This window comes from Ureibacillus chungkukjangi, from assembly GCF_003217295.1.
Classification (GTDB): Bacteria; Bacillota; Bacilli; order Bacillales_A; family Planococcaceae; genus Ureibacillus; species Ureibacillus chungkukjangi.
In genome coordinates this window covers 194,195-209,848 of the sequence record NZ_QJTJ01000001.1, presented here as the reverse complement: position 1 = coordinate 209,848, position 15,654 = coordinate 194,195, and the positions used below count along the sequence as shown (strand labels likewise).

Genomic DNA, 15,654 nt, shown 5'->3' with positions numbered 1-15,654 from the left:
ATTCCCCTTCTTTACAGTTGTCTTGACACCTATCTTTACATAAAATGAAATGGAAAACAAGTATTGAAATAATGTCAGTTTCATAGAGATTTAAAGGCGAGCGCTATTCATTTTAGGATTAAATTTAAAGGAGATACCAACATGATATATCTTGACTATGCTGCAACAACACCGATGACAGATGCAGCTATCGCAGCTTACGCAGAAGCAGCAAAGGCAGTGTATGGAAATACATCTAGCCTACATGATGCAGGAGGAAGCGCGAGTTTTTTATTAGAAAACGCTAGAACAAGAGTTGCAAAAAAACTAGGTGTCAATCGTGACGGCATTATTTTTACTGGAAGTGGGACTGAAGGGAATCTTCTAGCGATATTATCTCTAGCTCGAGTTGGTGAACGAAGGCATGTAATTATCTCGGCAGCTGAGCATACAAGTGTTCATGCTGCCATGAATACACTTGAACGAGAAGGTTATTTGATTACAAAGATCCCTCTTGATGAGAATGGATTAGTCGATATAGAAATACTCCAAAACTCAATTCGTGAGGATACGGTGTTAATTTCGATTCAGCATGTTAATTCAGAAATTGGCACCATTCAGCCAGTGGAACAGATCGCAAAAATTGCACGACAAAATAATATTTTATTTCATGTCGATTGTGTTCAATCCTTCTGCAAATTGCCGATTAAGCAATTCGCGAAGGATGTTGATGCCATAACTGTATCTGCCCATAAAATCGGAGGTCCAAAAGGCTGCGGGGTAATTTATATGAACCCTCGTAAAAGAACTGTCCCAGTTTTCCCTGGTGTAACACATGAAAGAGGATTACGCGGGGGGACAGTGGATCTGCCTGCAATAGTCGCGATGGTAACAGCGATGGAGCAATTTACTTATGAATTAGAGAAATTTAAGCTGTACCGAAATCGTTTAAAAGAGATTTTAAATGATACGGGCTGTATTTTTATCGAGGCTGAGGATGAACAGCAGCTTCCAAGCATTTGTGGTCTCTGCATTAATGGTGTAGAAGGACAAATGGTAATGCTTAAGTTAAACGAAGCAGGCATAGGTATTTCTACAGGAAGTGCCTGTGATATCAATAGCAGCTCTGGAACAAAAGCGATTTTAGCAATGGGGAATAGTCTATCAAAGGCACGCCAGTTTTTCCGAGTATCTTTTGGAGATGGAACAACGGAGGAGCATATTGAAAAGCTTGGAGAAAGTTTAAGGATTATTGGTGAAGAACTCTGCCTTTAAACAACAATATTTTCTTTGATATAGAACATTTTTTACACTGACCGACTTTTCATGTAAAATTAGGCAATAGAACGAAAAGGAAAAGGCGGTAAACGTACTATTATGAAACGAATTGAATCACCACAAAATGCTTTAGTGAAGCATTGGAAAAAGCTTGTGACGACAAGAAAAGAACGTGAAAAATCAGGAGAGTTTATCGTAGAGGGCTTTCATTTAGTGGAAGAGGCTTTGAAAAATAAAGAACAAATCGTTCAAATTATCGTACGTGATGGTGTAGACCTACCATTGCTTTGGGATATCGATAATTTAGAAATGGTTGAAATAACCGGGCCGATTGCAGTTGAGCTTGCAGAAACAGAAACCTCGCAGGGAGTTTTTGCACACTGCAAACAATTAGAAGTGGATGAAGCGGCTATGGGAAGCTGGAGAAAGCTTTTACTTGTAGATGCAGTACAAGATCCAGGAAATATCGGTACAATGATTCGTACTGCTGATGCTGCTGGTATTGATGCGGTTGTATTAGGTAAAGGTAGTGCAGATGCGTATAATCCAAAAACTTTGCGTTCAGCCCAAGGGTCTCACTTCCATATCCCGATTATTCGTGGAGATTTAGCTGATTGGATAGAAGACCTGCAAGATCGTGAAGTGAAGGTATATGGAACTGCATTACAAGAGGCAGTTGTCTATACAGAAGTAGAAACTTCAGGCAGCTTTGCTTTAATCGTAGGAAATGAAGGCAGCGGTATTCACCCTCAGCTATTAGCTAAAACAGATCAGAATGTTATCATCCCGATTTTAGGACAGGCTGAATCTTTAAATGTTGCAGTAGCTACAGGGATTTTGCTATACCAATTTGTAAAATAAAATCGATAGCACCGGTTCACATGTCGTTGTGGGTCGGTGTTTTTATGTTGGTGTACAATGTCTACATATAGCTTTTTAGAGTAATTGTATCAGAACATTTCCTTCGGTAGACGTTTGACTAATCAAAATCTTTTTTTTAGAATAGGCTAAAGCTAATTCTGATAGCAAGTTTAAAATCATTTCGAATGACCTATCCTAGAGCAAGGAAAAAGATTAATTACTAATTCTTTGGCAATACTTGAAACGTTTTCCGTTTTACCGTAAAATAATGAAGACTAAAAAGAATAACAATCCAAATGCGTTAGTAGCGGGAAGAGTAAATAGTGAAGTGACTATCAAGGGAGCATAAGCCATAGACTGAAAGCTTATGTATGGTCATCAGTATTGAAGTTCACCCCGCAAGCAGCTTCCGGGAGCAAGTCTTTGCAAAAGGAAAGCCGGCCAATCGAGTCGTTAAGTCAATGAAGTGATTGCATGTTTTACGAGTGCAATAACTAGGGTGGTACCGCGAATCTAGTCCTCGTCCCTTTTTTAGGGGCGAGGTTTTTTGTGTTTTTTTAAGGAAAAAGCAAGGCGGGATATCAGTAGTAAATGTGTTGTTGAATGAGAGTGTAGTGTGAGCGAATTCGCACATGATGAGTCGCGCCGCACGTAAACGGGCGAAAGTCGCACGTAAAGCGACCGAACTCGCACGTATCTCAACTGCTCGCAACCACCATAAAACCAAAGCAAATTTTATTTTTATAAGGAGGGTACTCAAGTGGAACAACAATTAAAGCAATTAGAACAAGAAGCATTAGCGAAGCTACAAGCTGCTTCTAACTTAAAAGAGTTAAATGAAGTTCGTGTTGCGTATTTAGGGAAAAAAGGTCCGATTACGGATTTATTAAAAGGAATGGGGAAATTATCTCCAGAAGAACGTCCGAAGATGGGTGCTCTAGTTAACGCAGTGCGCGAAAATGTTACAGCTCAATTGGAAGAAAAAGTGACTGTATTAGAAGAGCAAGCAATCCAGGAGCAATTAGAAAAGGAATCAATCGATGTTACTTTGCCTGGTCGTAAGGTACGCCAAGGTAATCGTCATCCTTTAACAAGAGTTATCGAAGAAATTGAAGATTTATTCGTTTCAATGGGCTATGAAATTGCTGAAGGTCCTGAGGTTGAAAAGGATTACTACAACTTCGAAGCTTTAAACCTACCAAAAGGTCACCCTGCTCGTGATATGCAGGATACATTCTATATCACAGAAGAAACACTTTTACGTACACACACTTCTCCAGTTCAGGCTCGTACAATGGAGAAGAAAAAAGGTGAGCCGATTCGCATTATTTGCCCTGGTAAAGTATTCCGCCGTGATAATGACGATGCAACTCATTCACACCAATTCATGCAAATTGAAGGTCTAGTAATTGGCGAAAATATTCGCATGAGTGATTTAAAAGGAACACTGGATGCTTTAGCTAAGAAAATGTTTGGTGATGATCGTGAAATACGATTACGTCCAAGTTTCTTCCCATTCACAGAGCCTTCTGTAGAGATGGATATTTCTTGCTTTAAGTGTGGAGGGAAAGGCTGTAACGTATGTAAGCATACTGGCTGGATTGAGATTTTAGGTGCAGGTATGGTACATCCAAATGTATTAGAAATGGCTGGCTATGACTCGAAAAAGGTTTCAGGTTTTGCATTTGGTATTGGTGCAGAACGTATCGCAATGTTGAAGTACGGAGTAGATGATATTCGTCATTTCTATACAAATGATAGTCGTTTCTTATCACAATTCCATAGAACAGAAGGGTAAGGGGGTACAACTATGTTAGTTTCGTTAAATTGGTTAAAACAATATGTTGATATAGATGGTATTGCAGCAGAAGAATTAGCTGAAAAAATTACGCGCTCAGGTATTGAAGTGGACGCCGTAATCGATCGTGCTAAAGGCATGACAAATGTTGTGGTAGGGTATGTCGTTTCAAAAGAAAAACATCCCGATGCAGATAAGTTAAATGTGTGCCAGGTAGAAGTTGGTGAAGGGGATATCCGCCAAATTATTTGTGGGGCTCCGAATGTCGATGCAGGTCAAAAAGTTATCGTAGCCTTACCCGGCGCACGTCTTCCAGGTGGCGTTAAGATTAAAAAAGCAAAAATGCGCGGGCAAGAATCAAACGGTATGATTTGTGCACTGCAAGAGCTAGGTGTAGAAGGCCGCGTTGTACCAAAAGCATATGCAGATGGGATTTACGTTTTACCAGAAGATGCAGTACCAGGCAGTGATGCACTAGAGTTAATCGGTCTTCGTGATACTGTATTGGAGCTTGGACTAACACCAAACCGTTCTGATGCATTATCTATGCTTGGTGTAGCTTATGAAGTAGCTGCAATTTTATCTCAAGAAGTGAAATTACCTGAAATCTCATATCATACGGTTTCGGAAAAAGCTGAAGATTACATTAAAGTTCGCGTGGAAGCGAAAGAAAATCCTTTATATGCAGCGAAGGTTGTTAAAAATGTAAAAATCGCCGAATCACCACTTTGGCTACAGCATTATTTAATGGCTGCGGGTGTTCGCCCACATAATAACGTAGTTGATATTACGAACTATATTTTAATGGAGTATGGTCAGCCTCTTCACGCTTTCGACTACGATTCATTGAAATCAAATGAAATCCTTGTTCGCTTAGCAAATGAAGGTGAAAAAATTGTCACTTTAGATGAGCAAGAACGTACTTTAAAAGCACATAACCTAGTTATTACAAATGGTGAAGTACCTGTAGCAATTGCCGGTGTGATGGGTGGAGCAAACTCTGAAGTAACGAGTGAAACAACAACAGTAGTTATTGAAGCAGCTTACTTTGAAGGCTACTCTGTTCGCCGAACTTCTAAAGAATTAGGCTTGCGTTCTGATTCTTCTGCTCGCTTTGAAAAAGGGGTAGATCCAAACCGAGTACTTTTAGCTGGAGAACGCGCTGCACAGCTTTTAGCAGAAATTGCTGGTGGAGAGGTTCTAGAAGGCACTGTTTTAGTTGATGACCTAGACAAATCACCTGCACGTGTTGTTGTTTCTCCAGACTTTATCAACAATCGTCTAGGTATGAAAATTTCTTTAGAAGATATGCTATCTATTTTAAATCGACTGCAATTTGATGTAGAAGCGGCAAATGGTTTATTGATCATCGATGCACCTACTCGTCGTCAGGATATTAAAATCGAAGAAGATATCGTGGAAGAAATTGCTCGTTTGTATGGTTATGATGAAATCCCGATGACTTTACCAGAAGGTAATGATCAAATTGGCGGTTTAACACCATACCAAGCAAAACGCAGAGTTGCACGAAATGTTATGGAGGGGGCTGGTCTATACCAGGCAGTTACTTATTCATTAACATCTGATGAGCTTGCTCAAAAATTCGCACTTAAAGCAGAAGATACAACTAGATTATTAATGCCTATGAGTGAAGAACGTTCAACATTGCGTCAAAGCTTGATCCCACATTTAGTAGATGCAGCAAGCTATAACGTAGCTCGTAAAGCAGATTCAGTTGCATTATATGAAATTGGTTCTGTGTTCCTTGGAAAAACTGCAGAAGAACTTCCATATGAAGAAGAGCATCTTGCATTAGTGGTTTCGGGAAAATGGGTTGATAATGCATGGCAAGGCGAAAAGCTAGCGGTTGATTTCTTTGTAGCAAAAGGAATCGTTGAGAGCTTATTCGAAAAACTTGGCTTAACAGAACGCCTATCTTTCGAAAAGACGGCGGTAGATGGATTACACCCTGGTCAAACAGCCGCTATCCTGCTTGATGGAGAAAAAGTAGGGATTATCGGTGGTTTACATCCTGCTGAGCGTAAAAAGTACGATTTAAAAGATACATTTGTAGCGGAAATTAACTTAAATGCGATTCTTACAGCAGAGGTTAAGGAATTAGTTTACACATCTGTTCCACGCTTCCCAGCTATGACACGTGACATTGCTTTAGAGCTCGAGCGTTCAAAGCCAGCTGGTGAAATTATCGAGATTATCCGTAATGCTGGAACAAAATTATTAAAAGAAGTAAAGGTATTTGATGTGTATGAAGGAGATAAAATGGAAGCTGGTAAAAAATCCGTTGCCTTCTCATTAACATACTTTGACCCAGAACGTACATTAACTGATGATGAAGTGGTGAGTGCACACAATAAAGTGTTAAAAGCTTTAACTGAGGCTGGAGCAGAGCTTCGATAAGCTCGTTCATAAAAAAAAGGAAGAGTTGCGCGGGAATTTACTCCGCCAACTCTTCTTTTTTCGTGTCAGGCTTTATGAGCCCAATGATAGCAGCAATGACCCCAACAATAGCATGAATCAATGCAAAGGTATAAAAATTAAAATAAATCGTATATGTATATTCGTTTAACTTTGGAAGAGTGAGGGTGCCTCCAGTGTTAACCCCGTCCAATGTAACTAAAATATCATTTTTATAATCCATTGTTAAATATACCAGGACAGCAAGCATTAAAAATCCGACAACAATTGATAGCGCCTTCATCAGGCGATCAGCAGTGCTTCTTGTCAAAGTTAGAATGTACCTAAAGGTTATAAAGATACTAAGCAATAAAAACGGCAGTACAAAAATAATGCCAATAAAGCCTAAGCTTCCATTGCTCAAAGTCTCCTCGGGTTGGATGGTAAAGAAATGACCTATTATTAAAAAGCCAAGGAGTGAAAGGCCTAGACTTATTAGCCAGCTTAAACGAATCAAAAATATCATCCTCTCTAATCAATACTATACATGTCCTTCCATTTTGTTTCAAATTAGTTTAGGAGGGTTAGAGAATTTAATATCTAAATCGAATCATATATAATGAATAAAGTAGAAATATTGAACAAAGGGGATATGGAGATGCTTACAAAAGAAGAGACGGTTTTAGTTTTAATTGATATTCAAGGAAGATTGGCAGAAATTGTTCATGATAGCGAGTTTGTAATTTCTAATATAGCGAAGGTAACTGAAGGAGTACAAATATTAGGATGTCCTGTATTATGGCTGGAACAATATCCAAAGGGACTTGGACCAACTGTCGACAAAATTGCACAGGCGTTACCAAACCAAAAGCCGATTGAAAAAATAACGTTCAGTGCTTATGATACACCTGAATTTGTTGAACAGCTTGAAGCAACAAATCGCAAAAAAGTTTTGCTTGCGGGAATCGAGACACATATTTGTGTCTATCAAACTGCCGCCCACCTTATACAGAATGGCTATGAAGTTGAAGTGTTAGCAGATTGTATATCCTCCCGTACGGCAAAAAGCCATGAAATTGGCCTTCAAAAAATGCTGCAGCTTGGTGTGAAGGTAACAACTGTTGAAATGGCACTATTTGAAATGCTCCAAATCGCAAAAGGGGACCAATTTAAAGCAATTAGTAAGCTAGTAAAATAAAATAAAATAATATAGATTTAGTTTAGCCATACACAGCTTGTATTTCCAACGAGTGGTGTATGGTTTTTAATTTCTACATGATGGGTAGAGAGCATAGGTATGAAATAACTACGAGAAAAGGGGGAAAGAAATGCTGGCAACTTGGACCTGGATTGTGACGGTTGTATTAAGCCTATTTTTCATTGGAATGTCTTTAAGATTTAGAAAAAAGTCAAAAGAGAGCTTTTTGCAGTTTGCTATTGCTGGTGGAACACTGCCATTTTTCTTACTTCTATTTACCGATCTTGCGACAATTATGGGGGTAGGTAATTTTATCGGGCACTCCTCGAAGGGCTTTGAAACCGGGATTGCCAACATTCCATTCATTATTGGAGAGCAAGGTGCAAAAATACTCTTTGCATTATTATTTGCAGGGTTTGCTGCTAAGTTTACCTATAAAAGTATTGCTGAATTATTAAATGATTTGATATTAAGAGACAAGGTATCGAGAGCGATTGTAGGAGTATTAACATCAGCTATTATGATTGCCTGGATTGGAGGACAAGCAAAAGGAATGGGGCAGCTTTTTTCTGTCTTTACGGGAGCAGACCCACTGCCATTAATCTTTTTCTTTACAGCGGTTTTTATTATTTATACAACAATTGGCGGGATGCTTTCTGTTGTATGGACTGATTTTATACAGGGAGTTTTGTTGTTAGGGATAGCCATATGGTTTTATATTAAAGTTTACGCAAAGATTGATTTTAGTTATTCGAATCTGAAAATAATGCTAGCTGAAGTGAATGCTAGCCATTTAACGCAAATTGACATTTCTGGATGGGAGATTGTAACGCTCTTTGTTACCGGTTGTTTTGGAGTGTTGGCAGCTCAAATGTACTGGCAACGTTGTTTTGCAGCGGAAAATCCCAAAGCTGCTAGTCGGGCGATGTTATATAGTGGAATCGGTGCTATTATGTTTACGATTTTAGCCTCTGTTTCAGGAATGATAGTAAAAGCATTAAACCCAGATGTGGAATCTGCAAATGCTGTTTCGTGGTTAATCTTAAATGAAATGACTCAATTTACCGCACTTGTTTTCTTCATTTTAATCTTCTTAGCCGCCATTTCGAGTGCCTCTTCATTATTGCATTCTGCAGCCATCGTCATTGTGAATGATCTAGTGATTCCTTTTTCCAGGGAAATAAAAGATGCGAAGCTAATCGTCCTCTCCAAATGGGTCGTTGTTTTGGTTGGCGTATTTTCAACACTAGCGGCAAATTATTCAGAATCCATTATTAGTCTATTCTCCTTTGCCTATACACTAACAGGTGGTGGGGTAGTACCAGTATTGATTGTTGGGCTTCTATGGAAAAAGCGAAAGTTTGAAAAATTTGAAATGGGGTCACAAAATAGCCGAGTATCTGTTTGGGGTGGTCGAATCGGTTTACTTTCAGGAGCTATTGCGTCTGTGTTATTTGGAATCCTGTGGGGAGTACTAATTTCCGTACTATTAACGATTATAGTTTCATTTATTCTTCCAAATAAAACAGATTTAAATAGAACACTAGAAGTTGAAAATGCATAGTAGTATAAGAATGAAAAGAGAAACGCTACTAATTATTGAAGCGTTTCTCTTTCTTCTATTTACTTTTATTCACTAACTTCCGAGCTTTTTCAGTATTTGCAAAATGCCATTTAGAGATTGATTTCAAGGTTTCCTCGCCATGCTTTAGCCAAATACGTGCTGCCATTTCATCTACTTTACCACTGGCACCTTTTTGTAAGTTCATGCCAACAGTTTTAGATAACTTGTCCATTTCCTTTAAGAATGCATAGCGAGCTAGAATGGATGCTGCAGCAACTGCTACATGAAGCTGCTCAGCCTTTGTTGAAAATAACACATTTTCCCGAACTATCGCTTTTTCATTTTTAATATGATTGTAATAAATATTTCGCTCAGCAAATTGGTCAATCAAAATATACTCGGGTGTTTCGGGCTCTATTTTTGTTAAGACATGCTTTAATGCTTGGTTATGAAGCATTGCTTTGATTTTTCCTTGGGAATAGCCTTTAGCTTGTATTGCATTATACTTATCATTTCTTAATGTTAAAATGCTGTGAGGACAAACAGCCATAATATCAGGAGCAATTTTGAGCATAATTTGGTCAGTCAACATTTTAGAGTCCTTTACACCAAGCTCATAAATCAGCTCAATTTTTTCCTTAGGTACATAAACAGCGGCTACTGTAATCGGGCCGAAATAATCCCCTGTACCAGTCTCATCCGATCCTAGCACTGAGAGAGTAGCGAATTTTTCTGGAAGTATATCGCCCTTCGTTTTAATGATTTTATTTGAATCGGTAGCTGTTGATGAATTTGAAGAGGTTTCTTTTACTTCACCCCAACGGCTCGCTTCTCTTGTAGCACCACTACCCTGGAACATTACTTTTCCAGATTTATAGACAGTAATTGCTGTATCTGGAAGCTTAGCAGCAAAAATAACACCTGGAGCTTTTCGTTCGACAGCTGAGGAAGCATAATAGGATTTCACCTTATTTTGTTGGTCGGTTGAAAGCAATAACACAATATTTGACATTTAATTCGTTCCTTTCATCCTTAAGGTACTTATAAAAAACAATAGAATTCGATTTAAGCTATTCGAATACCATATTTAAAATTACCATATTTTATAATCCATAGTATCATTATAACGAGTTTACTTTGAAGACAATAGAATAACCCCTAAATAGGGACATATGTCTATTTATGAGTCTTAAATGAGGGTGAATAGCTGCGTTAATAAACATTTATTTACAAAGCTAAAGACTAGGTACGTGACCAAAAGTCTTGATAGTATTGGTTTTGTAACCTTAATGTAGTTGTGCTGTATAAACTAAAGATGGTATGATATGTATTATAAATTTTATTAATGTATTCTAATGAAGCAGAAATTACTCAAATCTATAAGTTTCAATTGATTTGAGAGTTGGATGGTAGTTTTTAAGGATTACACTGTTTTGCTAAGTTTTAGGAGGTATTGCATGGCTGACCAAGAAAAAAATCGAATATCAGTAGAAATTTATGGTCATTCCTATAAAATGGTTGGGACCGAGTCTACTGGACATATGAGATTAGTTGCTTCTATAGTAGATGATAAAATGCGAGAAATACGTGTACATAATCCTTCATTAGATAGTTCCAAGCTTGCCGTTTTAACAGCTGTCAATACCGTACATGAATTACTAAAATTAAAAGAACAAGTTGAAAAGCTTGAAGAAGAATTGAAAAAATTAAAGGGTTGAAGTGAATGCTAGATATTATATTACTTATTATATTTGCTGCTAGTATACTAATAGGACTTAAACGTGGCTTTATTGTTCAGGCCATTCATCTTGTCAGCTATTTTGTTGCACTTTTTGTAGCGTTTGTCTACTATAAGCCGCTTGCGGAAAAGTTTGTTTTATGGATTCCATATCCAGGAGTTACAGATGATTTATCTATGATGCTTGTTCTTGATCAGTTAAATGTTGACCAAACATTTTACCGTATTATAGCCTTTGCTGTAATTTTCTTTGCAGTAAAAATTGCTTTACAAATTCTTGGCTCCATTTTTGATTTTTTAACGTATTTACCAATTTTAAATTCAGTCAACCGACTATTAGGTGCTGTCCTCTGTTTTGTGGAATTCTATTTGATAGTATTTATTGGCATGTATGTGTTAGCATTGCTTCCAATAGGATCCCTACAAAATTTAATGGATGGTTCCATCATTGCAAAGCTCATGTTAGAGCATACTCCATTCTTTACAGACATGGTTCAAGACTGGTGGTATATCTATAAAGAGCACTAGACATATGAGCTAAGATTATCGTCAGTCGTAGATAATCGATATGAAGGAAATGTCCCAAAAGCGACTTTTTGGGGCATTTCCTTTTTCCACGAACAAAGGAAAGTGCGCCTTTGATAAATTATTTTTGAACAATCCAGATTTCTTATAGGGGGTAAATCATGAATAAAAAAATTGTCATTAAAACACTAGAGAAAATTGCCTTATTACTAGAGCTTCAAGGTGAAAATCCGTTTAAAGTCTCGGCTTTTCGTAAAGCAGCCAATGCCCTTGAATTAGACGAACGTAGTTTAAATGAAATAGAAGATATTACAAAGCTTAAAGGGATTGGAAAAGGAACGGCAACCGTTATTCATGAGCTGATTGAAACGGGTAGCTCTACTCAACTAAAAGAGCTAGAGGAAGCCGTACCAAAGGGGTTAATTCCATTATTAAAGCTGCCTGGTTTAGGCGGTAAGAAATTAGCAAAGCTTTATAGTGAGCTAGGTGTAGATAGTGCAGAAAGCTTAAAGGAAGCCTGTGAATCCCAAAAAATTCAAAAGCTAGCAGGTTTCGGACCAAAATCAGAAGAGAAAATTTTAAAAGAGCTTGAGCATTTCGGAGAACGTAGCGAGAAGTTACCTATTTGGTACCTGCAAGAAATTGTAGCAGAAATTAATGAATTATTGAATTCGATAGAAGAAATTCAAAAGTTTTCTGTGGCAGGAAGCTTCCGCCGAGTTAGTGAAATGAGTAAGGATGTAGATTTTATTGTGGCAACAGAACAGCCTGAGCTTGTTAAGGATCGATTACTTAAGGACCTTACCGTGAAGGAAGTTGTTGCAGCAGGAGATACAAAGGTGTCAGTTATTTTGGAGGCAGAAGATCCTGTAAGTGTAGATTTCCGTTTAGTTACGCTAAAAGAATACGCAACAGCTCTTCATCACTTTACTGGCTCAAAGGATCATAATGTTCGTATGCGACAATTGGCGAAGGAGCAGGGGAAGAAAATAAGTGAATATGGGGTCGAACAACCAGATGGTTCCATCATGACCTTTGACTCTGAAGAAGCATTCTTTGCCCATTTTGATCTACCATTTATTCCACCGACTGTACGTGAGTCAGGGAAGGAATTAGAGCGTTTAGACGAAATAAATGGTCTTGTTACCTTAGAGCAAATTGTTTCGGATTTGCATATGCATACGACTTGGTCTGATGGAGCTCATACAGTAAGAGAAATGGGAGAAGCGTTAATCAAGCGCGGCTATACACATGGAGTAATTACGGACCATTCACAATATTTAAAAGTGGCAAATGGACTTACACCTGAAAGATTAGCTAAACAACGTCTTGAAATATATGATTTTAATGAAGCGCATCCAGAGTTTCGACTGTTTGCTGGAACAGAGATGGATATTTTGCCCGATGGTTCGTTAGACTTTGAGGACGAGGTTTTAAAAGGTCTAGATTTTGTTATTGCATCGATTCACTCAAGCTTTTCACAATCGCAAGAGATAATTATGGAAAGACTTAAAACAGCCATGCAAAATCCATATGTGCACATGATAGCACATCCAACCGGTCGAATTATTGGACAGCGTGAAGGTTATAATCCAGATATACCACAATTGATTCAATGGGCAGCAGAATCAGGAAAAATCCTCGAACTGAATGCTAGCCCGTACCGACTAGATCTTCGTATCGAGCATTTAGTGATGGCGATGGAGCTTAATGTTCCGATTGCCATTAATACAGATGCCCATGCTATCGAGCAGCTAGATGTAATGGAAATCGGCACAAAATATGCTCAAAAAGCATGGCTGAAAAAAGATTTAATCGTTAATACATGGTCATTAGAGCAATTTGAAGCCTTTATCATGAAAAATAAATAATTGAATTGTACGAATTATAAGAGCTAGGAGGTGTTCGGGAGTGATTGCTGAACGCGCATTAAGGACATTAGAATACGACAAAGTACGAGAACAGGTTGCAAAATACTGTACCTCTTCATTAGGACAAAGTGCAATCGGGCAACTAATTCCTGAAACTGATTTTAAAACAGTGGTGGAGCTGTTAGAAGAAATGGATGAGGGTCTTTCCATTTTGCGTGTAAAAGGAAATGTACCAATGGGTGGTATTTTCGATGTACGCCCTCAATCGAAGCGTGCACAGATTGGTGGCATGTTGAGCTCGATGGAGTTAATGGAGATTGCCAGTACCATTCGTGCAAGTAGAATCCTTCGAAATTTCATCGAGGATATTGAACAGGAAGACACAATTACAATTCCTCATTTTGTTGAAAGAAAAGAGCAAATGCCTATTTTAACGGCATTACAGCATGAAATCAATGATTGTATTGATGATAATGGAGCAGTATTAGACTCTGCAAGTACCACATTGCGTTCAATACGACAATCTCTTCGTGCAGAGGAGGCGAAGGTAAGGCAAAAATTAGAAAGCTTTACTCGTGGTTCTAATGCCACAAAAATGCTTTCTGATGCAATCGTAACTATTCGTAATGAACGATTTGTTATTCCTGTTAAGCAAGAATACCGAGGTCATTACGGTGGGATTGTCCATGACCAATCCTCATCAGGACAAACATTATTCATAGAGCCAGAATCAGTTGTACAAGCAAATAATGAAATACAGCGTTTAAAGGTGAAGGAAAAAGCTGAAATCGAACGAATCTTATTGGAGTTATCGGTGAGAGTGCAGGAGGTTGCCCACGATTTATTTGTCCTTGTTCAAATTTTAGGTGACATCGATGTCATCCTGGCAAAAGGTAAATATGGTCAAGCTAACAAATGCACAAAGCCAAAAATGAATGAAGAAGGCTATATCCGTTTAGTTCGAGCGAGACATCCACTAATTTCAATTGAAGAAGCAGTTCCAAACACAATAGAATTAGGGCAAGATGTCACAGCAATCGTAATTACTGGTCCAAATACTGGTGGTAAAACTGTAACCTTAAAAACGGTGGGTCTATGTACGTTAATGGCACAAGCAGGGTTACCAGTACCAGCGTTAGACGGTTCTGAGCTAGCAGTGTTTAATCAATTATTTGCAGATATCGGGGACGAGCAATCTATCGAGCAATCGTTATCGACCTTCTCTTCTCATATGGTCAATATTGTTGATATATTAGGTAAATTTGATGCTCGTTCGCTTGTTTTATTTGATGAATTAGGAGCAGGTACAGATCCTCAAGAGGGAGCAGCACTAGCAATCTCTATTCTAGATGAAGTAGTTGGGCGTGGGGCACGAGTAATGGCAACTACTCACTATCCCGAACTAAAAGCATATGGCTATAATCGTCCAGGAGTGGTCAATGCAAGTGTGGAATTTGATATCGAGACATTGAGCCCAACCTATCGTTTACTAATTGGTGTGCCAGGTCGCTCAAATGCCTTTGAAATTTCAAAACGTCTTGGCTTAAAGGAATCAATAATTCAGCAAGCACGTAGCTTCACAGGCTCTGACCGCCATGAAGTCGAATCTATGATAGCCTCATTAGAGGAAAGTCGACGTCGTTCTGAACGTGAAGCAGACGAAGCTCATGCATTATTAGAAGAAGCTCAGCAATTACATGAGCAGCTAGAGGAACGATTAAGAACCTATGACGAGAAAAAGGAAGCTTTAGAGAAAAAAGCAAAAGAAAAAGCGCGTAAAATTGTGGATGAAGCGAAGGAAGAATCTGAAAAGGTAATAGCGGAGCTCCGTGAAATGCGAGCAAATGCAAGCAAGGTTGTAAAAGAGCATGAGTTAATTGAAGCAAAGAAAAAATTAGATGCCGCAGCGCCGCAGGAAAATCAGGTACTTAAAAAACAAGCGCAAATTCGAGAACGAGCTCAAAACTTAAAGCTTGGGGACGAGGTAAAAGCCCTGAGCTACGGTCAAAAAGGAACGCTAGTAGAAAAAGTATCAGATACTGAATGGGTCGTTCAAATCGGTATTCTGAAAATGAAGCTTGAAGAATCAGATTTACAGTATTTAAAGCCTGAAAAAGAAAAGCAGACAGTTGTCATGACAAATGTGAAAAATCGCGGTGGTCATGTTAAACTAGAATTAGATTTACGCGGTGAACGATATGAAGAAGCGATATTAAGAACCGAAAAATATATCGATGATGCACTTTTAGCAAACTATCCCCGTGTTTCAATCATTCATGGTAAAGGAACGGGTGCACTAAGACAAGGGATCCAAAGCTTTTTAAAGGGTCATAAGCGTGTGAAGTCATTCCGATACGGTGAGGCTGGAGAAGGTGGGTTTGGTGTAACTGTAGTGGAGTTAAAATAAAACAGTACAGATGAATCCTG

At 38.5% G+C, this 15,654-nt stretch carries 12 protein-coding genes; 10 read left to right on the top strand and 2 right to left on the bottom strand.

Going from position 1 to position 15,654, the window contains the following annotated elements; translation table 11 throughout:
* Nucleotides 1–141 precede the first annotated feature (141 nt).
* The 4 genes from BJ095_RS01030 to pheT all read left to right on the top strand — a co-directional run bounded on the left by BJ095_RS01030 (nt 142) and on the right by pheT (nt 6,334).
* Nucleotides 142–1,254 carry an IscS subfamily cysteine desulfurase gene (locus BJ095_RS01030; RefSeq protein ID WP_107934175.1) on the top strand — a complete coding sequence of 371 codons (1,113 nt, stop codon included), beginning with the start codon at nt 142–144 and terminating at the stop codon, nt 1,252–1,254.
* Between the two features lie 102 nt (nt 1,255–1,356).
* On the top strand, nt 1,357–2,118 hold the full coding sequence (locus BJ095_RS01025) for a TrmH family RNA methyltransferase (protein ID WP_107934173.1): 762 nt from the start codon (nt 1,357–1,359) through the stop codon (nt 2,116–2,118).
* Between the two features lie 760 nt (nt 2,119–2,878).
* Nucleotides 2,879–3,916, top strand: coding sequence for a phenylalanine--tRNA ligase subunit alpha (gene pheS / locus BJ095_RS01020; protein ID WP_107934171.1), 1,038 nt, complete (start codon nt 2,879–2,881; stop codon nt 3,914–3,916).
* 12 nt (nt 3,917–3,928) lie between these two features.
* Nucleotides 3,929–6,334 (top strand): phenylalanine--tRNA ligase subunit beta, encoded by a 2,406-nt coding sequence (gene pheT, locus BJ095_RS01015; RefSeq protein WP_107934169.1) that lies wholly within the window; start codon nt 3,929–3,931, stop codon nt 6,332–6,334.
* Between the two features lie 37 nt (nt 6,335–6,371).
* Here the strand turns inward: pheT and BJ095_RS01010 are convergent, their stop codons facing one another.
* The gene (locus tag BJ095_RS01010; RefSeq protein ID WP_146223184.1) at nt 6,372–6,857 is read right to left on the bottom strand and encodes a nucleoside-diphosphate sugar epimerase; all 486 of its coding nucleotides are present in this window, start codon (nt 6,855–6,857) and stop codon (nt 6,372–6,374) included.
* 93 nt (nt 6,858–6,950) lie between these two features.
* Here BJ095_RS01010 and BJ095_RS01005 point away from each other — a divergent pair, with 93 nt between their 5' ends.
* Together BJ095_RS01005 and BJ095_RS01000 are read left to right on the top strand one after the other, a co-directional pair.
* Nucleotides 6,951–7,529 (top strand): hydrolase, encoded by a 579-nt coding sequence (locus tag BJ095_RS01005; protein WP_235867538.1) that lies wholly within the window; start codon nt 6,951–6,953, stop codon nt 7,527–7,529.
* A gap of 130 nt (nt 7,530–7,659) precedes the next feature.
* Nucleotides 7,660–9,093, top strand: a complete 1,434-nt coding sequence (locus BJ095_RS01000) for a sodium:solute symporter family protein (RefSeq protein ID WP_107934163.1) — start codon at nt 7,660–7,662, stop codon at nt 9,091–9,093.
* Nucleotides 9,094–9,148: 55 nt separating this feature from the next.
* Here the strand turns inward: BJ095_RS01000 and rnhC are convergent, their stop codons facing one another.
* Nucleotides 9,149–10,105, bottom strand: coding sequence for a ribonuclease HIII (rnhC, locus tag BJ095_RS00995; RefSeq protein ID WP_107934161.1), 957 nt, complete (start codon nt 10,103–10,105; stop codon nt 9,149–9,151).
* Nucleotides 10,106–10,550: 445 nt separating this feature from the next.
* On the opposite strand from rnhC, the gene zapA reads away from it, so the two are divergent.
* From zapA to BJ095_RS00975, 4 genes are all read left to right on the top strand, one after another.
* A complete protein-coding gene (zapA, locus tag BJ095_RS00990) occupies nt 10,551–10,811 on the top strand; it encodes a cell division protein ZapA (protein WP_036198739.1) in 261 nt (86 codons plus the stop codon).
* 5 nt (nt 10,812–10,816) lie between these two features.
* The gene (locus tag BJ095_RS00985; RefSeq protein ID WP_107934159.1) at nt 10,817–11,359 is read left to right on the top strand and encodes a CvpA family protein; all 543 of its coding nucleotides are present in this window, start codon (nt 10,817–10,819) and stop codon (nt 11,357–11,359) included.
* Between the two features lie 158 nt (nt 11,360–11,517).
* Nucleotides 11,518–13,227 carry a DNA polymerase/3'-5' exonuclease PolX gene (gene polX, locus BJ095_RS00980; protein ID WP_107934157.1) on the top strand — a complete coding sequence of 570 codons (1,710 nt, stop codon included), beginning with the start codon at nt 11,518–11,520 and terminating at the stop codon, nt 13,225–13,227.
* Between the two features lie 40 nt (nt 13,228–13,267).
* Nucleotides 13,268–15,634 carry an endonuclease MutS2 gene (locus BJ095_RS00975; protein ID WP_107934155.1) on the top strand — a complete coding sequence of 789 codons (2,367 nt, stop codon included), beginning with the start codon at nt 13,268–13,270 and terminating at the stop codon, nt 15,632–15,634.
* The last annotated feature ends 20 nt before the right edge of the window (nt 15,635–15,654 follow it).